This window comes from Aridibaculum aurantiacum, assembly GCF_017355875.1.
In the GTDB taxonomy this organism is placed as follows: domain Bacteria; phylum Bacteroidota; class Bacteroidia; order Chitinophagales; family Chitinophagaceae; genus Segetibacter; species Segetibacter aurantiacus.
Genome location: NZ_JAFEWC010000001.1, coordinates 366,797 through 390,482, shown reverse-complemented (window position 1 = coordinate 390,482; position 23,686 = coordinate 366,797). Strand labels below are relative to the sequence as shown.

At 41.7% G+C, this 23,686-nt stretch carries 23 protein-coding genes; 12 read left to right on the top strand and 11 right to left on the bottom strand.

From position 1 onward, the window contains the following. Window positions 1-54 precede the first annotated feature (54 nt). The 4 genes from J4N22_RS01640 to J4N22_RS01625 form a co-directional block, all read right to left on the bottom strand. Window positions 55-780 carry a porin family protein gene (locus J4N22_RS01640; protein WP_207491966.1) on the bottom strand — a complete coding sequence of 242 codons (726 nt, stop codon included), beginning with the start codon at window positions 778-780 and terminating at the stop codon, window positions 55-57. A gap of 45 nt (window positions 781-825) precedes the next feature. Next, the gene (locus tag J4N22_RS01635; RefSeq protein ID WP_207491965.1) at window positions 826-1,338 is read right to left on the bottom strand and encodes a hypothetical protein; all 513 of its coding nucleotides are present in this window, start codon (window positions 1,336-1,338) and stop codon (window positions 826-828) included. A 144-nt stretch (window positions 1,339-1,482) separates the two neighbouring features. After that, on the bottom strand, window positions 1,483-1,989 hold the full coding sequence (locus J4N22_RS01630; protein ID WP_207491964.1) for a pyridoxamine 5'-phosphate oxidase family protein: 507 nt from the start codon (window positions 1,987-1,989) through the stop codon (window positions 1,483-1,485). A gap of 29 nt (window positions 1,990-2,018) precedes the next feature. After that, the gene (locus J4N22_RS01625; protein ID WP_242692018.1) at window positions 2,019-3,056 is read right to left on the bottom strand and encodes a YihY/virulence factor BrkB family protein; all 1,038 of its coding nucleotides are present in this window, start codon (window positions 3,054-3,056) and stop codon (window positions 2,019-2,021) included. A gap of 107 nt (window positions 3,057-3,163) precedes the next feature. On the opposite strand from J4N22_RS01625, the gene J4N22_RS01620 reads away from it, so the two are divergent. Together J4N22_RS01620 and J4N22_RS01615 are read left to right on the top strand one after the other, a co-directional pair. Then, entirely contained in the window at window positions 3,164-3,310 is a 147-nt protein-coding gene (locus tag J4N22_RS01620; protein ID WP_207491963.1) for a lmo0937 family membrane protein, read from the top strand. Window positions 3,311-3,394: 84 nt separating this feature from the next. Next, a complete protein-coding gene (locus J4N22_RS01615; RefSeq protein ID WP_207491962.1) occupies window positions 3,395-5,536 on the top strand; it encodes a hypothetical protein in 2,142 nt (713 codons plus the stop codon). A gap of 11 nt (window positions 5,537-5,547) precedes the next feature. Here J4N22_RS01615 and J4N22_RS01610 read toward each other — a convergent pair whose 3' ends face one another. Continuing rightward, window positions 5,548-5,931: a hypothetical protein gene (locus J4N22_RS01610; protein WP_207491961.1), complete on the bottom strand. Its 384-nt coding sequence runs from the start codon at window positions 5,929-5,931 to the stop codon at window positions 5,548-5,550. Between the two features lie 96 nt (window positions 5,932-6,027). Next, a complete protein-coding gene (locus J4N22_RS01605) occupies window positions 6,028-6,495 on the bottom strand; it encodes a ferritin-like domain-containing protein (RefSeq protein ID WP_207491960.1) in 468 nt (155 codons plus the stop codon). 199 nt (window positions 6,496-6,694) lie between these two features. On the opposite strand from J4N22_RS01605, the gene J4N22_RS01600 reads away from it, so the two are divergent. After that, the gene (locus J4N22_RS01600; protein ID WP_207491959.1) at window positions 6,695-7,174 is read left to right on the top strand and encodes a hypothetical protein; all 480 of its coding nucleotides are present in this window, start codon (window positions 6,695-6,697) and stop codon (window positions 7,172-7,174) included. 132 nt (window positions 7,175-7,306) lie between these two features. Here J4N22_RS01600 and J4N22_RS01595 read toward each other — a convergent pair whose 3' ends face one another. From J4N22_RS01595 to J4N22_RS01580, 4 genes are all read right to left on the bottom strand, one after another. Next, the gene (locus tag J4N22_RS01595) at window positions 7,307-10,903 is read right to left on the bottom strand and encodes an efflux RND transporter permease subunit (RefSeq protein WP_207491958.1); all 3,597 of its coding nucleotides are present in this window, start codon (window positions 10,901-10,903) and stop codon (window positions 7,307-7,309) included. A gap of 84 nt (window positions 10,904-10,987) precedes the next feature. Further along, window positions 10,988-12,187: an efflux RND transporter periplasmic adaptor subunit gene (locus J4N22_RS01590; RefSeq protein WP_207491957.1), complete on the bottom strand. Its 1,200-nt coding sequence runs from the start codon at window positions 12,185-12,187 to the stop codon at window positions 10,988-10,990. An 89-nt stretch (window positions 12,188-12,276) separates the two neighbouring features. Further along, the gene (locus J4N22_RS01585) at window positions 12,277-13,662 is read right to left on the bottom strand and encodes a TolC family protein (protein ID WP_207491956.1); all 1,386 of its coding nucleotides are present in this window, start codon (window positions 13,660-13,662) and stop codon (window positions 12,277-12,279) included. Further along, window positions 13,659-14,276: a TetR/AcrR family transcriptional regulator gene (locus J4N22_RS01580; protein ID WP_207491955.1), complete on the bottom strand. Its 618-nt coding sequence runs from the start codon at window positions 14,274-14,276 to the stop codon at window positions 13,659-13,661. The genes J4N22_RS01585 and J4N22_RS01580 overlap by 4 nt, the downstream gene beginning before the upstream one ends. A gap of 175 nt (window positions 14,277-14,451) precedes the next feature. Between J4N22_RS01580 and J4N22_RS01575 the strand changes: the two genes are divergently transcribed. The 7 genes from J4N22_RS01575 to galK all read left to right on the top strand — a co-directional run bounded on the left by J4N22_RS01575 (window position 14,452) and on the right by galK (window position 21,737). After that, complete coding sequence (locus tag J4N22_RS01575; protein ID WP_207491954.1) at window positions 14,452-15,096, top strand: DUF502 domain-containing protein; 645 nt, start codon at window positions 14,452-14,454, stop codon at window positions 15,094-15,096. 9 nt (window positions 15,097-15,105) lie between these two features. Next, entirely contained in the window at window positions 15,106-16,071 is a 966-nt protein-coding gene (locus J4N22_RS01570) for a zinc dependent phospholipase C family protein (protein WP_207491953.1), read from the top strand. A gap of 149 nt (window positions 16,072-16,220) precedes the next feature. Then, a complete protein-coding gene (serC, locus tag J4N22_RS01565) occupies window positions 16,221-17,288 on the top strand; it encodes a 3-phosphoserine/phosphohydroxythreonine transaminase (protein WP_207491952.1) in 1,068 nt (355 codons plus the stop codon). Between the two features lie 210 nt (window positions 17,289-17,498). After that, complete coding sequence (locus tag J4N22_RS01560; RefSeq protein ID WP_207491951.1) at window positions 17,499-18,482, top strand: DUF2157 domain-containing protein; 984 nt, start codon at window positions 17,499-17,501, stop codon at window positions 18,480-18,482. Next, window positions 18,469-19,608 (top strand): hypothetical protein, encoded by a 1,140-nt coding sequence (locus J4N22_RS01555; RefSeq protein WP_207491950.1) that lies wholly within the window; start codon window positions 18,469-18,471, stop codon window positions 19,606-19,608. Before J4N22_RS01560 ends, J4N22_RS01555 begins: the two co-directional genes overlap by 14 nt. Before the next feature lie 21 nt (window positions 19,609-19,629). Next, window positions 19,630-20,580 (top strand): aldose 1-epimerase, encoded by a 951-nt coding sequence (locus J4N22_RS01550; RefSeq protein WP_207491949.1) that lies wholly within the window; start codon window positions 19,630-19,632, stop codon window positions 20,578-20,580. Continuing rightward, a complete protein-coding gene (gene galK / locus J4N22_RS01545) occupies window positions 20,577-21,737 on the top strand; it encodes a galactokinase (RefSeq protein ID WP_207491948.1) in 1,161 nt (386 codons plus the stop codon). The genes J4N22_RS01550 and galK overlap by 4 nt, the downstream gene beginning before the upstream one ends. Before the next feature lie 137 nt (window positions 21,738-21,874). Here the strand turns inward: galK and J4N22_RS01540 are convergent, their stop codons facing one another. After that, window positions 21,875-22,258, bottom strand: a complete 384-nt coding sequence (locus J4N22_RS01540; protein WP_207491947.1) for a RidA family protein — start codon at window positions 22,256-22,258, stop codon at window positions 21,875-21,877. A 72-nt stretch (window positions 22,259-22,330) separates the two neighbouring features. Here J4N22_RS01540 and J4N22_RS01535 point away from each other — a divergent pair, with 72 nt between their 5' ends. Together J4N22_RS01535 and tsaB are read left to right on the top strand one after the other, a co-directional pair. Further along, the gene (locus J4N22_RS01535) at window positions 22,331-22,954 is read left to right on the top strand and encodes a 3-hydroxyacyl-CoA dehydrogenase family protein (protein WP_207491946.1); all 624 of its coding nucleotides are present in this window, start codon (window positions 22,331-22,333) and stop codon (window positions 22,952-22,954) included. Next, window positions 22,955-23,647 carry a tRNA (adenosine(37)-N6)-threonylcarbamoyltransferase complex dimerization subunit type 1 TsaB gene (gene tsaB / locus J4N22_RS01530; RefSeq protein ID WP_207491945.1) on the top strand — a complete coding sequence of 231 codons (693 nt, stop codon included), beginning with the start codon at window positions 22,955-22,957 and terminating at the stop codon, window positions 23,645-23,647. It abuts the gene before it with no gap. Window positions 23,648-23,686: the final 39 nt, after the last annotated feature.

The following is a 23,686-nucleotide window of genomic DNA, read 5'->3' as shown; positions in this document are numbered from 1 at the left end:
AGAAGAGGCTACCAAAAGGAAGCCTCTTTTTTGTTAACCCTAAATCAACCCTATTTAAAACCCAAAACCTATATAAAAAGATAGTACGCTGTTCTTTGCATTATTGGTCAGATCACTTGCTCTTCCTTCTTTTCCTACTTCACGTAATCCGTAGTTGTAACGAGCACCAAGTGTAACATTTTCTATATCGAAACCGATACCACCTACTGCACCATAATCAATGCTATTGAAGTTATTCTTGTTCAACTCTGTCACACCATTCACGTTCCCGCTCTCATCTACATTTTTCACTTTAGCTGATACAAGAAACCCCGCATAAGGACCAACATGGATATTGAAATTCCTTGCAACATTGAATACAGCTAAAATGGGTGTTTCAACATAATTCAGGTTGTAACGATACTTACCACTTCCAAACAAAACATTGTTGTAATTGATCTGCGCTCCTTTCATGCTATAGTTAACCTCTGGCTGAATAGATACGCCACGCGCTATAGGAAGCTTTGCAAAAAGTCCTGCATTAACGCCAGGTTTTACATTATCATCACCAACCTCTTGCACGTATAAGTTCGATAAATTCAATCCGCCTCTTATACCAAGCTTTGGTGTTCTGCTAAATTCGTTTGATGTTCTCTGCTCTTGTGCGGTTACTGCTGTTGCAATACTTGCTGCAACTACTAATGCTGTTAATCTTCTCATCATCTTCATCTGTGTCATTTCCTCTTCTAAAAAAACAATTGTGCCGAAACTTCTTCTATTGATTATCAGCAGCTGCTTCATGTAGAATATACACTTCCTTGTGGAATTGCTACCTCACCCCGCAAGCTAAAACCCATAATTGACGCGGCTTCCAGCCGAAAAATTGTATTGTCTTTCCATTGGCTGTGCCCAATGTAAAAAGGTAAGAACAGATGCTTTAAGGCGCTGAAACATGTTTTGCCTGCGAGCAGCAAGATCACAAAATTCCACCTGGCGGATCTTCACTTTTATAAGCAGTTGAGTACACAATGCATTGCTTACTTCTTCCGAAGAAAGTTTGATCTCTTCTGTTATTTCTTCAGCATTGGTTAGCATGCGTGCAGTACCAAAAATTTGAAGTGTGTACGACTTACCTTTTTTGAAATAATTAAGACTAACCGGGAACTCCTGGTCAAATTCACTAATCAGCTGTTGCGGGCGAGCTACAAAAAAATAAATGTGTCCTTCGTCATCCACCTTCAGGGTTTTTATAACCGTGTTAGGTACACGAAGAATGCTGTTGGTAAGACAATGAAATAAAGCAACCTCTGTATCGAGTATTTTACTGGCGATAAATTGTAGATTTTTATTTGCTGACATAGGCTATTGTTTTTTATATTTTATCCACTTCTAAAAGTATACCGCTGAAGAAGTGATACTATAACCAATTAAAAGCAAATAATATGTACAAAAAAAGCCGCAGGATATCGCTATCTACGGCTTCGGCAGTTGGCTAAACCAATATCAGGAATTGATGTGCAGATGACCTACATCACCATCCTGGTGTCTTTCTCCTTTCAATAATGCTTTTGCTATCTGGAAAAACAGGACAAACTTACTCGTTGCACTATCCCAATAACTTGCTTCCTGTGTTTTTACCTTCATCAGGCAAAGGTTTGGATCATCTTTTCCTTTAGGAAACCATGCCTGCACAAACGACGACCATAGCTCATCTATCTTCTGTTGATCTTCTACAATGGTAGACGTTCCCTTTACATGCAGGTATGTATGCCTGCCAGGGTGCGCGTACATCAGGTAGATGGTGCTATCTTCTTCTACGTCCTCTACCTTTTCGGAATCTTTACTTGTAAAGAACCAAATATTTCCTTCCGCATCAACTTCCATTGAGTGCATGGGACGGCTATACAATTCACCATCATGTATGGTAGCCATCATAGCTACCTTAATTTCTTCCACGATGTTTTTAAGCTTCTCTATAGCCTCTTTATTATTTAAATGTTGATGTTCCATTGTAAGTGATATTTATTTTAAAAGTTGATTTATTTCTTCGCTCGTTCCTGTTCATGCTCTTTCACAATTTGCTCTCCCCGCTCAGGATGTAAGTTGATTTCTTTTGCTTCTCTTTTTATGATGAACACGGCAGTATCATTAGGTGTAATTCCACCTCCAAATTCTAAAGCATATATTTTAGTAAACTCTGCGCCAAAGTATAAGATGATGGAAGTGTAGTATACCCACGATAAAAGAATGATCATAGATGCAGCAGCACCATAAGTAACACCAAGCGTAGAGTTACCTAGGTAATAACCTATACCAGCTTTACCTATGATAAATAAGATGGCTGTGAAAGAAGCACCTATCATAGCATCTTTCCATTTTATTTTCCCATCTGGCAAAACTTTAAAAATGATGGCAAATAATAGGGTGATAACAACAAAGACAAGTGCAAAGTTTAAAATGAATAACAGCACTACTGTAGTATCAGGAAAGAGACGTGTGAGACGATCGTTCAGCAAAGCCATTAATGCACTAACCACCAACGAAACCAGCAGCAGGAATCCTATGCTGATGATAAGCGAAAAAGACAGCAGCCTGTTGATGAGGAGTTTTACTAAACCACGCTTAGGTTTAGCTTTCAGCGACCAGATGTAGTTGATGGAATCCTGTATCTCTGTAAAAACTCCCGTTGCACCTATAAACAAGATTACTGCTCCTATGATAGTTCCCAGCAGCGAACTATCTGTTTGTTGAACATTCTGAATGACCTGCTGTACATAGGTTGCTGCCTCTGGCCCCAGCAGTCCGCCAAGCTCGTCGTTTATTTTTCCTTGTACTGCTTCTTCTCCATAGAACCAGCCGGAGAGATTAATTATAATCAGCAGCAATGGACCAATAGCAAAAATGGTATAATAAGAAACTGATGCTGCAAGCTTCACGCAGTTGTCTTCTATAAATGCTCCACCGGCATCTTTCAAAACCTGGAAGTACTTTTTTATAAATGTCATGTTGTGATCTGTATTTCTTTCACTCACTATAGCAAGTTCATGCCATTGGTACTTCACCTGCTTCTCAATCATAATGAGGGACTTGGGGATTTTTTTTCTCGGCAAAAAATCCATTTCATAGCTGCGACTGTCAAGTGGCAAGGTTTTTAAATGTTTTACAGTAACAAAATCATTTAGTCATGAGAAGTATACTATACATAATCGCAGTTATCCTTGTTATAGGTTGGCTGCTTGGCGTATTCGTTTACAGCGCGCAAGGTTTGATACACGTGCTGATCGTATTGGCAGTTATTGCTTTATTGCTGGGTCTGATAAGAAGAGCATGATGTAAGAAAATTTAAACTTATCGGAGTAATCATCGGCTACAGGCAATAAAGCTTGTAGCCTTTTTAGTGCAACAAAACAGGTGAATGAAGAAAGCTAGCATTAGGATTAATAAGAAATATCTGATCGTAATTAGCATCTGCTTTATACTAGCAGGTGCTTTTATATTTTACCAGTCTGTTAAGTACCCGTTCATTAACAACAAAGTGAACGAGGTAGTGAAAAAAGAATCGAACGGTGTGTACGATGTAGCATATGAATCTATTACGGTTGATGAAATAAATGGCAATCTTATTCTTACTAATGTGAGGCTAATTGCAGACACGCTACGGCAACAACAACTGATTGCAGCAGGCGATACGACAGCATCAAAAATGCTACTGGATGTATTTGTACCACGGATAGAAGTGCTGGGTTTTAAAACAGCCCGCGCATTGCTGTCGCAAAAATTAGATTGTAACACCATTCGCATTACCGACCCAAAGGCTATGGTTTATCTTTTTCCAAACCAGGAAAAACAAAAGGCGAAAGAGCAACCTAAACCTGAACTGTACAAACAGATATTGGGCAATATGAAGATGATCTATGCAGACACTGTAGCCATTGTAAATGCCGAAGTAGAAGCTATAGATTTTGCTAATAAGAAAACCCAATTTCATACATACAACACCAACATCAACCTGCACCAGGTAAGAATTGATAGTGCCTATTACCACGACACAACACGTACATTGTTCAGCAAGTTTATTCGCGTATCAACCAGCAGAGTTTTGCTGGGAAGTAAAGGCAAGGAAGCAGAGATAAAAGATCTTGCTTTCGATACAGACAGTAAGAAGCTGCAATTATCTTCTTTTGAATACGATGCTTATAAAGTAAACAGCAACTTCAAAGCATTAGCACAGAATATAACTTTGGAAGACCTGGAATGGAAAGGCGCTGCTGAATATTCTGACCTTTTGATAGGAAACGTGGTGGTGCAAAAAGCGGAGCTGGAGCAAACCAATGGAGAAAATAAAAAAGAACAGCAGCCAGATAATAAAAGGATCCTCACCGGATGGATAAAAACATTTGGGCTAGGCCGCTTGCAGGTGAAATCGTTTAGCCTGAAAAATAAATACACTGACCCAGATAAGCGGGACATAACAGTGGCAAACAGCTCTTTCAATATTCAAAATATTCACATCGATTCTACTGCAGTGATGAATGAAACTTTATTTGAAAAAATAAAGAAGCTGGAGTTGACAAATAAAATGCTTGAGTTTATAAGCGAGGATAAAAAATATGTTTACAGGCTTACCGATCTGCACCTGAACACCAGCGAAAAAAAGTTCACGATAGGCCAGGTAAAGATCATTCCACAATTAAGTGAAGCAGCATTTGCAAAAGCATCAAAGATTCAAAAAGACAGGTTTGAACTAGTAAGTAAAAACATAATCTGCACAGGAATAAATATTGGAAAGCTTGCGAAGATTGAGCTATTCATGAAAGAGGTTACATCTTCGCATAACACACTTACCGTTTCCCGTGATCTCCACCAGCCTCCTGACAATTCTTCCAAAATAGGAAAGTTCCCACACCAGCTGCTGATGAAGATAAAAGTTCCCGTAAAGGTTGATAAAGTAGTGTGCAATGACGTGCATGTCTTCTACAGGGAAAATAGTGCTATAGGCGATAGCATAGGTGTGGTATCATTTACCAATGGAAAACTAACAATTGAAAATGTAAGAAATGGTGAAGGAGGTAGTGGCATAGCTACAGCTCGTTTCACTACATCGTTTTTGGAACAGATACCATTATCAGGCACCTTCACTTTTTACCTGGATAAATGGAAGAACGGCGACTTCCGTGTACAGGTAGCTACTGGTAAACCTTTCGATGGAACTGTACTTAACAAGATCAGTATTCCGCTTTCGTTAAACAGGATTGAAAAAGGACGCTTCAACTCCATTAGCTGCGATATAATGGGCAATAACAACCGCGCTACAGGTACAGTAACTATGACTTATGAGAACCTGAAAATCTCGTTGCTAAAGCGTAAAGAAGATGAGATAAACAGGAAGACCGTATTATCGCTACTGGCAAACCTGCTGGTAAAAAACAATAACAGGCGTGCGAATATGCGCGTTGCAAAAGTTGACGTGGACCGTGATCCTACCCAGGGATTTTTTAAATATACATGGACTGCTATATTCTCGGGAGGAAGAGAAATTTTAGGATTGAAGCCATAAAAAAAGCACCACTAGTGGTGCTTTACTTCATGACCTTCTTTATTAGTTTTCTTGTGTATTGATTCCACTTGTTTGAAAAACGTTGAAACCCGCTCATCGGCATAAGCCCCGTATGCATCTACCAATGTGCCTTTTAAACCGTCAGCTGTTTCTATTACATACATGATCGTATTATCATTAGGATCTGACTGACCTTCATACCTGAAGAAATTAACAACATTTACCTGTTCAGGCTCATACTTCTTCTCGGTTTTTAAAGAAGTTAATTTGCCGTCTTCCAGTACTTTGAAGTCATCTTCGTATCCATCCAATACCATACGGTTAAGGCAAAGCGCCAACGATTTCATATGTGGTATCTGGTCGTTGTTTTCCATATAGTTTGTTTTCTCTTCCATATAAGTTGGTTTAGTATTACTAATGAAAATTCCTTGCCAGAATAAAAAAAGCCGGCAGTTAAACTACCGGCTCTAATTAATAAACGCTCCGTTCACCTAACTAACCTTTTCGTGCATATCACGGTATTTCTTGATCATATCGTGCGATGTTTTCAATTCGCTTTTCTGCGAACTGATCATCTGCCTGATCTCGGTACTCATGTATGCATCCGATTCCAATGCAGCTTCGTATGCACGTTGTGCTACATCTTCACCATATTCACACGATCCCAGTATACTTTCTCTATCCTTACCGGAAATAGCTGCTTTCAGGTCCATCCATACACGGTAAATTTTACCAGATACAGTAGTGTCTGAAGCAGGATCTCCACCTAAACGACCAACTTCCTGGGTAAGTTCTGTAACATACCTGCGGCTCTGGTCAGCCATTTCATTGAAGATGGCTTTCATGTCAAGATCTGAATCCTTCGATTCGTTTGAAGCTCTTTGATAACCTTCAATACGATCGTTATTAATACGGATCAGGTCATTTAAGACAGCAACAAGTTCTTCTTGCCTTTCCATAATTTGAACATTAAATTGATTAATACAATATTGTTCTATTGTATATAAAAAGACCATTCCAATATTTGGCTTATAAAAGCGCGACAAATTGGATGTTTAATAAAAGCATGTGACCTTCTATTTTTAACCAAACAGCTGCTGCAGAAGAACAACATTCATTGGCATAAATTTTTTAACAACTGCTGCTAAAAGATTGACTATGAAAAAGATATTTGTACTAAGCCTGGTTTGTTTTTTAGCAGTTGCAAATGCGGATGCACAAAGTATGGGCACATCTTATAGAACAGCACTTGGTGTAAAGGTTTGGGATGGCGCAGGTGTATCGTTTAAGCATTTTGTAAACAACCGTGATGCATTTGAATTTATTGGTTATTTCTGGAACAGGGGTACCCGCATAACAGGCTTGTACGAGATACATGGAAACATCAATGGCGCACCTGGCCTGCGCTGGTATATTGGTCCTGGTGCACACGTTGGCTTTTATAACACTGGCAACAATCGCAACCATCCAAACAACACGCAAACTGTAGCAGGTGTAGACGGTGTGCTTGGTCTCGATTATAAAATCAATCGTGCACCTATCAACCTTTCCATCGACTGGCAACCATCTTTTGAGTTTGGCGAAAACAGGGGCTTTATTGGCAACTGGGGTGGTCTAGGAATCAGGTATACTTTCTAAAATTTTAAAAACATTTTTATAAAACACGACCGGCTCATCTAACTGATGAGCCGGCCTTTTTATTTCTATTTAGGCTACAAAAAAGAAAAGCCGCCTTTTTAAAGACGGCCTCCTATTGTAACTAAACATCTATTAGAACCAGCTTTCAATCCATGTTTTATCGGCTTTCACTTTTAAGCGCCTGTACCTGCGTTTCACTTCCCTTCTATGCCTGATAACAGAAACAATGATAAGAGGAATGAACAACAGCGTAAGTGGCGGTATGCCCATGAAGCTTATCCATTTGCCACCATAGTGCCTGCGCATCGGTCGGCGCAATCTTTCTGAAATTAGGTACATAGCAGGTACCAAAATCAACGTCATAAAGAATGCGAAGGTCAATCCAAAGATGATGGTCCATGCCAGCGGCTTCCAAAACGATGCACTATCTCCACCAAAGAAAATGTGCGGGTTCAGCTGGCTGAACATCGTAATGAAATTAATGTTGAATCCTATAGCCAACGGCACCAAAGCCAATATGGTAGCAAGCGCGGTAAGCAACACCGGGATGATACGTGTTTTACCTGCCTCTATCACGGCGTTTCTTGTTTTTAAACCACGGGCACGCAGCTCATCAGCAAACTCAATAACAAGGATACCATTCTTAACCACTATACCTGCAAGACCCACTATACCTATACCTGTCATTACAACTGATATCTCCATTCCTGTAAGCGCAAAGCCTAACAGCACACCGATGATGCTGAAGAAAATCTCGGTAAGAATGATGATAGGTTTACTGATAGAGTTGAACTGCAATACCAATATCAGCAATATCAGCATTAGCGAAACGATCAGTGCATTGAATAAGAACTGACCAGTTTCTGCCTGCTGCTTACCCTCACCTGTTTGGCTGATGGTAACATCAGGATAAACATTATTGAAATCATCAATCGCAGACTTCAATTCAGCATTAACATCCGTTGGTGTTTTACCGCCTGTTACGTTCGAATAGATCGTGATAACCCGCTTCACGTTCTTACGCTTGATGCTTCCGTAGGTGCTGGTATAGTCTACGTTCATCACGCTGCTTATAGGCACTTGTTTCACCTGTCCTGTAGCCATATCGCGGAAAGTTAGCCGCATGTTCAGCAGGTCGCTAAGGCTGTTCCTGCGCACTTCGTTGTTGCGGAGCTGTATCTTGTATTCATCTTCTCCACTTTTTATTTTAGATACCTCGCGACCAAATAAAGCCGTACGTATGGCAGAGCCAATTTGTGCTGTAGAAATACCTTCTGTTAACGCCCGTTCCCTATTGATGGTAAGCGTTACTTCAGGGTTTGTTAGGTCCACATCCAGCTTCAGCTCCTCCACTCCTTCTACCTGCTTATTATCTAGGTAGTTCTTCAGGTCTACTGCTGTCTTGGTAAGATGATCAAGATCTTCACTGCTCACTTCAATATTAATAGGCGATTCAGTAGGCGGACCACTCGCTTCCTTATCTACAGATATTTGTGCTCCCGGCATTCCTTTCATGGCAACACGCATTGCTTCAAGGTATGGAGCTGTTGCCTTACCATGACGCTTTTCGTATTCTACAAAAGATACTTGTATACGACCCAGTTCCGGGCGTGTACTTCTATCGCCGCTGCGCGGGTCAGATGCACCAATAGCCACATTTGAAATAACACTTTCTACAATCGGGTTCTCTTTACCGTTCTCCATATCCAGCACCTTGTACACACGCTGCTCAAGCACCTTAGTGATAGAGTCCGTATAATCAACACTGGTTCCTACCGGCAGCTTCAGGTATACATATACCTGGTTGGGATCGCCTGAAGGAAAGAAAACAACCGGTGGCTTGGTGATGGCAACCAGAAAAATGGAAACGAAAAAAAGCGCTACAGTTCCCAGCAACAACCACACAGGGCGGGTGCCGATAAGCGTCCAACGCAGCAGCACCTCGTAGCGCTCCATCAGCCGCGGCAATACATTATTTTGAAACTTATGAATAGCTGATTTGAATACATATGCGTTCAGGATCATCACCAGCGCGAAGAACAACAATAGGTTGCCAGTGAAAAATAATGCTTCATTTCCGCCTAATATAAATCCTAGTATATCGAAGAAGATTCCGGCAACAACCAATATTATAAACAACCTGTTCCTGAAGATGTACTTAGGAGAACGTTTTCCATCGAACTCTTCATGGCTCATAAAATCTACAGCAAATACCGGGTTCATGATGAAAGCCACAATAAGCGAAGCTGCCAGCGTGAATATGAGCATCGTTGGCAGGAACACCATGAACTTACCAATGATGCCCGGCCAGAAAAGCAGCGGGAAAAATGGAGCCAGTGTAGTAAGTGTACCAGCCAGTACAGGAATAAAGACTTCACCTGCAGCCATACGAGCTGCAACAGATGCCCCCAGTTTACCACGACCTTCCACAAATATGCGGTGCGTGTTTTCAATTACCACAATGGCATCGTCTACTATAATACCTAATCCAAAAAGCAGGGCAAATAGAACGATGAAATTGAGGGTAACATGCGAGCCGGTAATGATATCGGCCAAAGGCAGAAACAGGAATGCTACGAACATACTCAGCGGCACCGATAGCGCCACAAAAAATGCATTGGTAACACCCATGAAGAACATGAGAATAAGCAGTACCAGTACAAACCCGATTACTATCGAATTCACCAGGTCGTTGAAAGATGTACGTGTAGCAATACTCTGGTCACCTGTTATCACCACCTTCAGGTTCTTTGGAAGCTCTGTCGCCTTCATCTCCTCCACTATCCGTTGTACATCTGCAGAGGTTTCCAAAAGGTTTTCTCCTGCTCTCTTAATGATGTTGAGCGTAACAACAGATTTTCCATTTAGCCGCGCATAACTTTCATTCTCTTTTACCGTGTCTTTTATCTCTGCTATATCGCGCAAATATATAGGGGCGCCAGCAGTATTGCGTATGATGATCTGCTGTATGTCGTAAACGTTCTTGAACTGTCCCTTCACCTGTAGTGTCCGCTTCATATTACCTACCTCAAGAAGACCGCCCGACATGTCCATGTTCTCACGTGCAATAGCATTGGCTATATCATCGTAACTGATGTTGGAGCTTTGCATCTTCAGGTTGTCCACATTTACCTGGAACTCTCTTTCAGGAGCACCTACTATATCTACCCTTGTAATCTGCGGCAGCTCTTCCAGTTTATCCTTTATATCATCTGCATATTCTTTCAGCTTTACGCGGTCAAAGTCTCCGCTCACGTTCACAAACATGATCGGCATTTCGCTAAAGCTTACCTCCTGCACATTCGGCTCCTGTGTAAGATCAGTAGGAAGATCTTTCTTAGCCTTGTCTACTGCATCCTTTGTTTTTTGCAGCGCCACATCTGTTTTTACATCCGTACTATATTCTACTATGATAGCAGAAAAATCTTGCAGCGATGTACTGGTGATCTTATTGATCTTGGCTCCTGTTATACCTTTCAGCTGTTTCTCAATTGGCCTTGTTACCAGGTTCTCTATATCAGCCGGCGAGTTACCTACATTAATTGTTTGAATGTAGATGGTAGGGATAACTATATCGGGAAACTGCTCCTTTGGAAGTGTTACAAACTGGAACACACCCATTAGTGAGATAATGATGATGAGCAGGTAAACAGAGGTCTTATTGCGGATAGACCAGGTTGTTGGTCCAAACTCTTTGAACTTTTGTTTTATGTTTTCTAAAGCACTCATTGTGGGGTTTTTGTTGGTGCAGTACTATGGCTGTACACTACAGTAAGCAGTGATGTGAAACAGCTATGCAGTACTTGTATATTATTAAGATTTAACAGCAGCAACTGTAAGCGCTTGTCCGTCGTACAGGCTTTGATAACCTTCACTCACAATCACATCACCGGCTTTCAATCCATTCCTGATCTCCAGGTTATTGTTGTATAATTCGCCTACATCAACATAGCGCTTGCGTGCAATTAGCTTTTTTCCTTCGTTGGCCGCTACCATTATAAACTTGCCTTTCTCATCATTCTGCAGCGTGTTCACAGGTGCTACTATTGCATTCTCTACATTGTAATCCTGGATCTTTACATTGGCTATAAGGTTCGGCTTCAGGTCTTTATCTGCAGGTATACTTATCTCTGCAATAAAGCCACGTGTAGCTGCACTTATGCTTTGGCTGATAACAGTAATGTTGGCGTTGTAAGTTTTACCTATATCAGGTATGGTAACTACTACAGGCGTTCCTTTTGCAACTCTTGCTATATAGTTCTCAGGAATGTCCACCACTACTTTCAGGCGGCTGTTGTTCACTATCTTGATGCCTTGCATAGGCGAGCCCGTAAAGGTTTCACCTACATGAATATTTACTTCGTCGGCTACACCATCCACATTGCTTACTACATTGGTAGTGTTCAGTTGCTCTACAGCAGCTTTTACATTCTCTTCCTGTGTACGCAGGTTTGCCTGCAGTGCTTCCATATTGGTTTTTGCCTGCATCACCTGTACTTCAGTTCCTATGTTCTGATCCCACAGGTTCTTCTGGCGCTCGTACAAGCTACGTGCAAGTGCCAGTTGTGTTTTGGTAGCTTCCATGCCCTGGCGAGCTGCCACCACATTCTGCCTTACCACTGCATCATCAAGCTTTAGCAGTAGCTGACCTTTGCGCACCCTGTCTCCTTTCTTTACATACACCGCTCTTACCTGGCCGCCCATACCACGTGGTGTTATGTACGATATATTCTCTGCATCTACCTTTCCCTGCAGGTCGATATAGTGGGTAAATGATATAGGCTGAATAGTGTCCAGCATCACCAGCTTTGCCCTGTCTTCGGCAACTGTTGGATCAAGCTTGGCTATTTCAGTTTCCAGTGATTTTATTTCTGCCGCTAGCTCAGATTGCTCTTTTTTTAGCTTCTCCAGCTTGGTCTTTTTTTGTTCCAGGACCTTTTTCTCATTGGTGGTGCAAGCCATTACTAAAACAGCCAGCGTAGCTACCAACGAAATTTTCATGTACGACTGCATATGATTATGTTTCGGGGTTTGTATGATTGAAGCAGCAAATGGTCTTTGCTTGCTTTTAGTTTCTGAATTGATAGAGTACTCCTTTCGGCTTATTCTAATTTTCCTAAAGAAGATTGATAACCTATACGTGCTACAATAGCATTGTATAAAGCAGTGAAATAATTGGATTGAGCATTCTGCAGTTCTGTATCTGCCTGCAGTACCTCGAAGCTGGAGCTAAGACCTTGTTCAAATTTTTTCTTGGTGGTAGCGTAAACACTTTCAGCCAGCTTCATATTCCTGTCTTGCGCATCCAGGTTTAGCAGCGCATTGGTGAGGCTTTTCTGGGTTACTACCTGCTGCAGGTCTATTGCCTGCTTTACATTGCCAATTGTATTTTCCAGCTTCTGAAGATTAAGCCTTGACTGCTCTACTCGTTGCTTACGCTGAAAACCATCAAATATGGGAACGTTCACATTCAAGCCAACAAACGCACTGTTGATCCACGAGGTGCTGCTGTTGGTGAAGAATTTCTGACCTAGACCATTTACTGTATAGTTACCGCTAGCAGCCACCGTTGGTATATAACCCAGCTTATGCCGCTTCAGGTCTAGCTCCTGCAGTTCTTTTGTCTTCTCCAGCATTTGTATCTCTACCCTGTCATCGTACTTAAAGTTGTTGTCGAGCAGGTTTGCCTTTACAGTTTCAATGCTTAGTTCTTCTTTTAAAATAACAGAGTCAGATTGAGGAACACCAATTGCAAATTTCAGTGCCGCATGCGACAGCTCCACAGCATTAGCTAGTACACTTTGCGTGGTTTTAAGATTGGTTAGCTGCACCTGCACCCTGTCAACATCCAGCTTTTCCACAAAGCCATTCTGATACATGATGGTATTATCCCGGTGAAGCTTTTCCAGCCGGGTTACGCTTTCATTTATAAAATGTAATTGCTTCTGCGTGATCAGTATGGCGTAGTAGCGACGATAAGCGGAGTCTTTTATTTTCTCCTTTTGCTGCTCAAGCAAAGTTCCCTGGTATTCTATGGATGCCTTTCTTGCCTGTAGGCCTACAAATACATCCGGCTGAAACAGCAGCTGTGTAAGTGTAACACCTGCCTGCAGGTTCCATGGTTGCTGAAAACTTACACGCTGAAGCACCGGCGCAGGAACAGCAGTGCCGTTTGGCAACAGGCCTTCTTTTAATAAAACACTGTAAATGCCAGCCTGCGATGCATCGGGAAAAAGTATGGCCGGCAGTTTAAAATAATGACTGGCTGCAGCATTACCAGCTACTTGTGGAAGCGCTTGTCCTGTAATCTCCTTATTCCTCGCCTGCTGCAAACGCACGTCTATCTCGGCGTTCTTTATGTCAGCTAAGTTTTTAAACGCCAACTCCACTGCCTGCTTTATCGTGAGCTCGTGTGTTTGCTGTGCGTTTGCCTGCATACCTACCACACTTAGCAATGCGGCAAGAACAGGTAACATCATCCTTCTCATTGTATATCTTGCTTTAACCGTTGTTGTTTGTATTTCTGAATCATCTTATGTGCTTTGGCAGTAGCCACGCCATATAAAAAAAGTTCAATTGTTGTTTTTTCTACATCCAGTATGCTGTACTTGCTAACCGGGAAAATGATTGGATTAAAAGGAAGGAACATCGTCTCCAACCTGATTTTAGTAGCAACATCCACATCCACATCCTCGCGGTATAAACCATCCTGTATTCCCCACTCAATGTTATTCTTTACAACCTGGTAAAGGAAGTCGTGCCTGTGCCTGGTAAGTTTTGCGAAGGTTTTTGGATGGTATTTTTCAAGGTCATAGAATACCGCCGGGTTCATATTGGCAAGCAGCTCCTGCAGCATATCCATGGTAAGAAAAATCTCATGTATTGCATTCTTTGCCTGCAGCCTATCACGCTCACAGCGCGACCTGCTACTGTTCAGGTGTTGCTCCAGTGTGGCATCTACCAGTTCATCCTTATCGGCAAAAGACAGGTAGATTGTTTTTTTACTAATACCTAACTGGCTGGCAATCTCATCCATCGTTACGCTTCTAATTCCATATCTATGAAATAGTTCGTGCGCTTTTCCTAGTATTCTTTCCCTCATTTCCATTTCGCCGGCAAAACTATGGAAACTATAATGGTAGCCAAAGTTTCCAATATTAATTTTGATTATTTTTTGATGAACGGAATTTTTCGGCAGCAAAAGCCCAATGAATACTGGCAGTGGCTAATAATAAATGCCGGAAGAATGGTTGCCTTTTTTTGACTTATTTTGATCTATGGATCTAAAACCGTTACCACCGCCCCTTCAGTGGAGTTGGAAAAAATTGTTCAACTATTTCTTGCAAGGCATCATTCTGCTTGCCCCAATCATTATCACCAGTTGGGCAGTGCTATCGCTATTTACTTATGTCGATAATATTCTTCCAAACTTTATCAATAACCTGTTTCCGGGCACATGGCCGGTGGATGAGGAAGGCCTGCCTAATAAAGTACCAGGAGTTGGTTTTGTACTGGTGATAACAGTGGTGGTAGTGGTTGGATGGGTATCATCCAGCTTTGTAGTATCACGCATGGTATCGCTGCTCGATCATATCCTGGAGCGTACACCAGGAATACGTTTCATTTATAGTTCTGTAAAAGATTTCCTGGAGGCGTTTGCAGGTAATAAAAGAAAATTTGATAAGCCGGTGCTGGTATGTGTTGATTCTCCAAATGTGTGGCGAATGGGTTTTATGACGCAAAAGGATTGTCACAAGTTCGAGATGCCGGATCATGTGGCAGTTTATGTGCCGCACTCGTATGCTTTAAGCGGTATTGTTTATATTGTACCAAAAGAAAATGTAAAGGTGCTTGATCATACTTCGCCGGCCGATGCAATGAAGTTTGCTGTAAGTGGCGGCGTATCTGACGTGGCTGAATAAACTACTATCATGAAAAAAATCATCATCCTGCTGCTATTGGTTTGCATAGGTACACGCTGCTTCTGCTGGGGCTTTTACGGCCACCAAAGGATCAATTATTTTTCAGTGTTTCTGTTGCCGCCCGAAATGATGGTACTTTTCAAGCCTAACATCCAGTTCCTTAGCGATCATTCGGTGGACCCGGATAAGCGCCGTTATGCTATACCACAGGAAGCACCTCGCCATTACATAGATATTGATGTGTATGGCAAATATCCGTACACCGAACTTCCACGCAAGTACAACGATGCCGTAGCAAAATTTTCCGAAGACACAATACAAGCTTATGGCATTGTGCCATGGTGGGTGCAGACAATGCAGCAAAGGCTCACCAATGCTTTTAAAGAAAAGAACCAGGCAAAGATCTTAAAGCTGTCTGCAGAAATAGGACATTATATAGCCGATGCACATGTACCGCTGCATGCTACACATAACCACGATGGCCAGCATACAGGTCAAAAAGGTATTCATGGTTTTTGGGAAAGTCGTGTACCTGAATTGCTTGCAGAAAAACAATTTGATTTCCTGATAGGAAAAGCGACCTATATAATAGATGTAGAAAGTTTTATTTGGGCAAGGGTACTGGAAAGTGGTGCAGCAGCAGATACTGTGCTGCGCGCTGAAGCAGAGCTGAGCAAGCAATTTCCCGGCGATCGTAAATATGCTTTTGAAGAAAGAAATGGGAAGGTCATCAGGCAGTACTCGTCTGCGTTCACTATTGCATACGATAAAATGCTGAACGGAATGGTAGAACGTAGGATGCGTCAAAGCATTTATGCTATTGCCAGCTTCTGGTACACCGCATGGGTAAATGCAGGACAGCCTGACCTGAAAAACCTGCAGGTAAAAGCATTTACTGAAGAAGACCTGAAAGAATTTGAAGAACTGAATTCCGCCTGGAAAAACAATACGCAGAAAGGAAGAGAACATGATTGAGAATTTTAGATTTTAGATTGAAGATTTCAGATTGAGGCTATGTTCACCTGCTGAATATTTCTTCGACTTTCTGTTCTGACTTTTGAAGTTTGACTTTTGAATTTTGACTTTTCAATACCTTTCCGCTGTTATAAAACAACAGCTTAACCATGGTTCATAATTTCAATGCTGGCCCAAGCATTTTACCACAAGAAGTACTTCAGCAGGCAAGCGAGGCTATCCTTAATTTCAATAACAGTGGTCTTTCTATTTTAGAAATTGGCCACCGTACACCGCTTTTCCAGGATGTACTGGATGAAGCGCGGAGCCTGGTAAAGGAAATAATGGCTTTAAATGATACACACGAAGTCTTGTTTCTGCATGGCGGAGCGAGTACACAGTTTATGCAGGTGCCCTACAACTTGCTAAATGATGGTGCTACTGCAGCATATGTTGATACAGGAATCTGGGGAGTGAAAGCTGTGAAAGAAGCAAAGCTTTTTGGCAATGTTGAAGTGGTAGCTTCTTCAAAAGACCAGAACTACAATTACATACCTAAAGGTTTTGAAGTACCTAAGGATGCTGCTTACATCCACATCACTACCAACAATACTGTAGAAGGAACGCAGTACCAGCAGTTTCCTGGTTGGGATGTACCACTGGTAGCAGATATGAGCAGTGACATCTTTAGCCGTCAACTCAACTTCAACCAGTTTGACCTGATATATGCTGGTGCTCAAAAAAACATGGGACCTGCCGGCGTGAACCTGTTGGTGGTGAATACAGAGATACTTGGAAAAACTAACCAACAAATTCCAACTCTACTGGATTACAGAAACCACATCAAAGAAGGAAGCATGCTAAATACACCACCTGTATTTGCTATCCTGGTAAGTATGCTTACGCTACGCTGGATAAAAAAGATGGGGGGACTTGCAGCCATGGAAGCATTGAATGATCAAAAGGCGGAGCTGTTTTATAATACCCTGGATGCATTACCAATCTTCAATCCTGTTGTTGCTAAAGAAGATCGCAGCAAGATGAATGCAACATTTAATATCTATAATGCTGAAAAGGAAAAGCTGTTCCTTGATGTATGTAAAGCTGAAGGTTTATACGGTGTGAAGGGGCATCGCAGCGTAGGTGGCTTCAGGGTATCTATGTACAATGCACTTCCCGTTTCAAGTGTAGAAGTGCTTTGCGCGGTAATGCGCGATTTTGCTGAGAAGCACGGATAATTCGTGCTTCATTGTAAGCAAAATACAAGTCATACATAAGGAACGCATTCCTACTGGATCCAAATGCAAATTAAAAGTCGCATCACCTTATCTTTTGGAGTTACCTAAAGTTCTTTTGACTTTTGACTTTTTGATTTTTTTCAACCTTCGCAATTATTTGCATGTTCCACCACCCGGCTGTACATTCATTGTTTAACCACCTCCCCTTTTATGAACCAACAGCTGTTTACCCACCTGCATCACGAAGGGTATATTTCTGATGCTGAACTGCAACAGGTACTTGATCATAAACACAAACCCACATCAATTTATTGGGACGTAAAAACGCTGCTGTACCTGGGGGTGCTGATGCTAACTACAGGATTGGGTATAGTAATCTATAAGAACATTGATACCATTGGACACCTGGCCATTGTTATTTTTATTGCGCTTGCTACCATTAGTTGCTTTTTGTATTGCACCTTTAAAACTGCAGGCTATTCCAATAAAGAGGTACAACCGCCTAACCTGCTGTACGAGTACATCCTGCTGGCAGGTAGCTTATTATTGCTCATATTCATTGGTTACATCCAGTACCAGTACCAGGTGTTTGGTCACCGATGGGGCATGGCCACATTTGTACCCATGGTTATATTGTTCTTTTCAGCTTATTATTTTGATAGTCTTGCTGTGCTAAGCCTGGCTATTATCAACCTGGCTGCATGGTTAGGCATCAGTGTCACGCCGCTTCACCTGCTGCAGCAAAATGATTTCAGCAGCGAAAGGTTGATCTATACCGGCATCATGTTGGGCATACTGCTCATGGTTCTGTCTTTCTTTTCACTCAGAATGAATATCAAGCGACACTTCTCGTTTACTTATAAAAACCTGGGGACACATGTGTTGTTTGTTGCTACACTTTCTGCCATGTTTCATTTCAGCAACTACTGGATGTATTTACTTTTACTTGTAGCTATTTCAGCTTTCCACTTTTGGCAAGCCTTGCGTGAAAGCTCATTTTATTTTTGGGTACTGGCTACCATCTACTGCTACATAGGGTTGAGTTATACTTTTACTGAACTGGTAACCAGCATGGGATCAAGATCAACTTTGCCGTTCTACCTCATATTCTTCTACTTCATCTTATCTTCTATCGGTCTGGTTTTCTTCCTCATTCATTACAACAGAATCATCAAAAAAAATGACAGCTTATAACCGTACCGACCTGTACAATCTTACTGTACAGGAAGAAGCCAGGAAAGCATTTAAAAGGAATTGCATCAGCAAAAGCAGCTATGAGCAACTATTGCAGCAGCATCCTGTTGATCTTTATACGCCTAATCCATTTGTACGAATAGGCCTTGCTATTCTTACCACGCTTGTCATCCTTGCATCTATAGGGCTTTTCTTTCTCATGTTCCAAACCGGCGGGTCATACGGCGGTATACTCATTCTTGTTTCTGTTAGTTGCTATGCAGTATTGGAAGTATTGACACAGCAAAGAAAGCATTACAACTCTGGCGTAGATAACACATTGATGTTGGGTGCAGCGTTGTTATTATTAGGTGGAATAGCCGCTGAAACTCATAATGCTGACCGCTTATTATCGCTGTTGTCCTTCATCGTTTTCACCCTGCTTACCTTTCGCTTTGCAAATAGTGTAATGGCTTTATGTGCTGCCGGAAGTTTGGTAATGCTTGTATTCAATGTATACACCCAACTTGGAGAGTTTACCATTAGTACATTTCCTTATGTACTTATAATGACTGCCGCGGCTATATATGTAGTAGCAAAAAATTTGATGACACGACGCAGTCAACTCATTTACATTCACTGCTGGCAATTGCTGGAAGTGGCGAGCCTTGTAGCATTGTACTGCTTCGGCAACTACTTCATAGTAGATGCGATAACTGATGACACTTACCTGCTAACGGCAGACTCTCCATTAAGAATGAGCTGGTTCTTTTGGGCGTGGACGGTAGGTTTACCTGTAGCCTACCTGGTGCGGGGACTTAAGACCAAAAACCTGCTATTGTGCAGGCTAGGACTAATTGGAATAGCTGCTGCAGTATTAACCTACAGGTATTACTATTCAATTCTACCTGCAGAAATAGCACTTATCATTGCCGGAGCTCTTGTACTTGCTGTTAGTTTATGGCTCATGAAGTATCTTCAGCAACCAAAACATGGATTTGTTTTTGGAACAGATGAGCCTGCAGACAAAGCAGCTGATGTGGAAGCATACCTTGTAGGTGAAGGTTATGCAGAGCAACCTGTAGTTGAAGAAGCGCGAATTGGTGGAGGCTCATTTGGTGGCGCAGGCGCAGGCAGCAGCTATTGATTAACACTTAAATGAATGCTTATGGCTTTTGAGGCTATTGTAGAATACCAGGATGACATTCCTGTTGTAAAACTTAAAGACCAAACCACAGGCACTTATGCAGAAGTTTATGCTTTTGGTGCGTTGCTCAACAAGTTTTGCATTCACCATCAAGAGCAGGAGTTTAATGTAGTTGATGGTTTCAGAAATGTAGAACATGCACTTGCTACACTTACTCCTTTTTTCAAAGGCGCCAAACTTTCTCCCTTTGTTTGCAGGGTAAAAAATCACAAGTATCATTTTGGCGAAACAAGTCACCTGCTTTCTAAATACGCGTTAGGCAACCATGCTATTCATGGATTGATATACGATGCTACATTTTCTGTAATAGAAACAATTGGCACTGAAGAGCTGGCTTGTGTAAGGCTTCAGCATGTATACGACCGGCAGGATGAAGGCTTTCCATTTGCCTATCGCTGCGAAGTAGAATATGCGCTGCGAAAAGATAACCAGCTGACGGTAAAAACCACCGTTACCAATGTAGATGAACAGCTACTGCCAATTACAGATGGATGGCATCCTTACTTCACCCTGCATGATCCTGTTGATGAATGCCAGCTGGAGTTTCAAAGTAAAGAGATGCTGGAGTTTGATGATGAACTGATACCAACAGGAAAGCTGGTACCATACCAGGAATTTGGCTCTCTCCAAAAACTTGAAAAAGCCAGTTTCGACAATTGCTTTACAATGAATTTTGCTGAGTGCCAGCCTTTGTGTGTGTTTCGAAATCCGCAAAGGAAAATCCAGCTAGAGATATACCCTTCGCATGAATATCCATACCTGCAGATCTATACGCCTGACCATAGAAAAAGTATAGCGCTTGAGAACCTAAGTGCTGCCCCAGATGCATTCAATAATGGTCTTGGCTTGAAAGTTTTAGAACCTCATGAAAGTGCTACTTTCATCACCAAATTTGTCATCAAACAATTATGAGTACATATTCCACCGCAATTCTCGATTCCTTCAAAGCAAGATTTACTACCACACCACGTTTATTCTTTTCTCCGGGCAGGATAAACCTGATTGGCGAACACGTGGATTATAATGATGGCTACGTAATGCCTGCGGCCATTGACAAAGGCATCTGGTTTGCCCTGGCTGCAAATAATTCTGACCAGATAAATATGTACAGCCACGATCTGCAGGAAGAATATTCCGTTAGCCGGTTCGATATAAAACCACATAAAGGTTGGCAGAACTACTTGTTGGGCGTCATCAACCAGGTAGTAGAAAAGAAGCTTCCACTTTCAGGATTTGATTGTGTGTTTGGTGGCAACCTTATGGTAGGCGCAGGACTTTCCTCATCTGCCGCGGTTGAATGTGGTTTGATATATGGTCTTAACTCGATCTTCCATTTGACTTTATCTACATTGGATATGGCACTGCTTGCGCAGAAAGCTGAGCACACATATCCTGGTGTAAAATGTGGAATTATGGACCAGTACGCCAGCTTGTTTGGCAAGCTCGACAAAGTGATCTTATTAAATTGCCGCACACTGGAGCATGAGTACTATCCGTTGATCTTGCGCGATTATTCTTTGGTGCTCATCAACAGCAAAGTGCAACATTCATTGGCCTCCGGAGAATACAACATACGCAGGCAACAGTGCGAGGAAGGCATGAAGATCATCCGCTCACACTTTAGCGATGTCACGTCTTTCCAGGAAGTAACACCAGCACAGGTAGAGCAACTAAAAGATAAAATGGATGAAAAGGTTTATGACCGTTGCTTGTTTGTAACACAGGAAATAGAACGCACACAGCGTGCAGCACAACACCTGCAAAATAACGAACTGGAAGCTTTCGGTAAACTGATGTATGAGACACACCATGGCCTACAACATTTGTACGAGGTCACTTGTCCTGAAACAGATTTCCTGGTGGAAAGAGCAAAGCTGGAGGAGACTATTGTTGGTAGCAGGCAGATGGGTGGAGGTTTTGGTGGCTGTACCATCAATCTTATTCATAAAAATGATTGGGCTGGTGTGGTACAAAGAATAACTGCGGCATATAAAGCACATTTCAAGATAGAACCAGAAGTATACGAAGTAGCAACCAGCGATGGCACCTACGAAGCCGTAGAAGGATAAAACAAAGAGTTCTCACAAGTAGCCGTTTCAGCTATGAACTGGCTATTTGTGAGAACTTAAATTATCATCTACTCAACTCTCCAATTGACTTCAGCCTACGGCGTAATTACTAATGCCTAACCACTAAAGCCTTCCCCTTACCCCATCACTGCCACTACGCTTATCTCAACATTCACACCTTTAGGCAAACCTTTTACAGCAACCGTTTCACGGGCTGGATAATCTGTAGCGAAATAAGATCCGTAAACTTCATTCACTTGTGCAAACAAGCTCATATCGCTCAGGAAGATGGTGGTTTTAACGATATGCTGAAAATTGATTCCTGCTTCTGTAAGTATGGCATCAAGATTTCGCATTACCTGGTGTGTTTCAGTAGCTATATCTCCTTGCGCCAGTTCGCCTGTTGAAGGTATCAATGCTATTTGCCCGCTAACGAAAAGAAAACCATTTGCAACAACAGCCTGGTTGTATGGCCCTATAGGTGCAGGTGCATTGGCAGTAGTAATGATAGATTTATTCATAAAATGTTTTGCGATAAAATTCAAGTATTTCTAATCAAACAACAAACCTAATTTTGCCTGAAACCAACGCACATGGAGATAGTTGTAATAGCTGAAGGACTTAAGCAAAATGAATTTCACGACAAAGGAATAGCTGAAGGAGTAAAGGTGCAGTTTGTTACTTCACTGGAAAGTGCACATACATCTGCCGATGCATACTTCTACATCATGGCAGAAGAAACCATACAGGAGAATAAAGATGCGATTCAACAATTGAACGGCATAGTATTCATCAATGCTGTAACCACTACACTTGACCAGCTTCCATCCAACTGTGTTCGCATCAATGCATGGCCAGGATTTATACTTTCTAAATCGATAGAAATAGTTGCCGGTGATAATAATAAAGAAGCGGCTTCCAAAGTTCTTGATACCATGAAGTGGGAGCACAATTTTGTTCCTGATGTGCCGGGAATGATCACTCCGCGTACCATAGCCATGATAGTAAACGAAGCGTATTTTGCTTTAGGTGAAGACGTAAGTTCAAAAGAAGACATTGATACAGCTATGAAGCTGGGCACCGGTTATCCTTTCGGACCTTTTGAATGGAGTGAAAGGATCGGCTTAAAACTTATTCACCAGTTGCTTGAACATTTAGCAAGCCAGGATGCACGTTACCAACCAGCTCCTTCTCTCACAAAAGAAACTGATCAATAATTGCCTCTCATTTTAAACATAGATACAGCTACTGATGTAGCATCTGTTTGTATTTCCAAAGATGGTGAAACGCTGTCGCTGTTGGATAGCCACAACCAAAAAGAACATGCATCCTTCATTCATGTGGCTATTCAAAAAATAATGGCAGATGCAGGTTACTCAATGAACCATTTAGATGCTGTATCCGTAACTATAGGACCAGGAAGTTATACTGGGCTTCGCGTTGGACTGGCTACCGCAAAAGGAATTTGCTATGCATTGCAAAAGCCGTTGATAACCGAAAGCACTTTGAAAGTGATGGCTGTGGCAGGCACAAATCACATCCTTCAAAATGATTTGCAGGTAGAACATCTGTGCCCAATGATAGATGCAAGACGGATGGAAGTTTTCACAGCCGTGTACGATATGGAACTGAAGGAGATTTTACAACCACAAGCTTTGGTACTTGAACCGCACTTTTTTGAAGAATACATGAAGAAAAGCATGTTAATGTTCTTTGGAAATGGCTGTAGTAAATATTCTACAGAGGTTCACAATGCTAATGCTGTTTTCGAGGAAGTACAACACAATGCTTCACATCTTGCAACCCTTGCTGAACAAGCATTTAAGGAAAAAAAGTTCGCCGATTTAGCATATTCAGAACCTGCTTATTTGAAGGAGTTTTATACCCCTGCTAAGAGCAGCAAATATTAAAATTGGTGTAAAATTCTTTTTTCTAATATCTAAATACTG

What these genes read in the sequence shown, in the direction of transcription:
- J4N22_RS01620 (WP_207491963.1), top strand. Translation starts at nt 3,164, where the DNA reads ATGAGAAGTATACTATACATAATCGCAGTTATCCTTGTTATAGGTTGG.
- J4N22_RS01560 (WP_207491951.1), top strand. Translation starts at nt 17,499, where the DNA reads ATGAACCAACAGCTGTTTACCCACCTGCATCACGAAGGGTATATTTCT.
- J4N22_RS01590 (WP_207491957.1), bottom strand. Translation starts at nt 12,187, where the DNA reads ATGCAGTCGTACATGAAAATTTCGTTGGTAGCTACGCTGGCTGTTTTA.
- J4N22_RS01610 (WP_207491961.1), bottom strand. Translation starts at nt 5,931, where the DNA reads ATGGAAGAGAAAACAAACTATATGGAAAACAACGACCAGATACCACAT.
- serC (WP_207491952.1), top strand. Translation starts at nt 16,221, where the DNA reads ATGGTTCATAATTTCAATGCTGGCCCAAGCATTTTACCACAAGAAGTA.
- J4N22_RS01585 (WP_207491956.1), bottom strand. Translation starts at nt 13,662, where the DNA reads ATGAGAAGGATGATGTTACCTGTTCTTGCCGCATTGCTAAGTGTGGTA.
- J4N22_RS01600 (WP_207491959.1), top strand. Translation starts at nt 6,695, where the DNA reads ATGAAAAAGATATTTGTACTAAGCCTGGTTTGTTTTTTAGCAGTTGCA.
- J4N22_RS01540 (WP_207491947.1), bottom strand. Translation starts at nt 22,258, where the DNA reads ATGAATAAATCTATCATTACTACTGCCAATGCACCTGCACCTATAGGG.
- J4N22_RS01615 (WP_207491962.1), top strand. Translation starts at nt 3,395, where the DNA reads ATGAAGAAAGCTAGCATTAGGATTAATAAGAAATATCTGATCGTAATT.
- J4N22_RS01555 (WP_207491950.1), top strand. Translation starts at nt 18,469, where the DNA reads ATGACAGCTTATAACCGTACCGACCTGTACAATCTTACTGTACAGGAA.
- J4N22_RS01580 (WP_207491955.1), bottom strand. Translation starts at nt 14,276, where the DNA reads ATGAGGGAAAGAATACTAGGAAAAGCGCACGAACTATTTCATAGATAT.
- J4N22_RS01630 (WP_207491964.1), bottom strand. Translation starts at nt 1,989, where the DNA reads ATGGAACATCAACATTTAAATAATAAAGAGGCTATAGAGAAGCTTAAA.
- J4N22_RS01535 (WP_207491946.1), top strand. Translation starts at nt 22,331, where the DNA reads ATGGAGATAGTTGTAATAGCTGAAGGACTTAAGCAAAATGAATTTCAC.
- J4N22_RS01605 (WP_207491960.1), bottom strand. Translation starts at nt 6,495, where the DNA reads ATGGAAAGGCAAGAAGAACTTGTTGCTGTCTTAAATGACCTGATCCGT.
- J4N22_RS01550 (WP_207491949.1), top strand. Translation starts at nt 19,630, where the DNA reads ATGGCTTTTGAGGCTATTGTAGAATACCAGGATGACATTCCTGTTGTA.
- J4N22_RS01575 (WP_207491954.1), top strand. Translation starts at nt 14,452, where the DNA reads ATGGATCTAAAACCGTTACCACCGCCCCTTCAGTGGAGTTGGAAAAAA.
- J4N22_RS01570 (WP_207491953.1), top strand. Translation starts at nt 15,106, where the DNA reads ATGAAAAAAATCATCATCCTGCTGCTATTGGTTTGCATAGGTACACGC.
- J4N22_RS01595 (WP_207491958.1), bottom strand. Translation starts at nt 10,903, where the DNA reads ATGAGTGCTTTAGAAAACATAAAACAAAAGTTCAAAGAGTTTGGACCA.
- galK (WP_207491948.1), top strand. Translation starts at nt 20,577, where the DNA reads ATGAGTACATATTCCACCGCAATTCTCGATTCCTTCAAAGCAAGATTT.
- J4N22_RS01625 (WP_242692018.1), bottom strand. Translation starts at nt 3,056, where the DNA reads ATGATTGAGAAGCAGGTGAAGTACCAATGGCATGAACTTGCTATAGTG.
- J4N22_RS01635 (WP_207491965.1), bottom strand. Translation starts at nt 1,338, where the DNA reads ATGTCAGCAAATAAAAATCTACAATTTATCGCCAGTAAAATACTCGAT.
- J4N22_RS01640 (WP_207491966.1), bottom strand. Translation starts at nt 780, where the DNA reads ATGAAGCAGCTGCTGATAATCAATAGAAGAAGTTTCGGCACAATTGTT.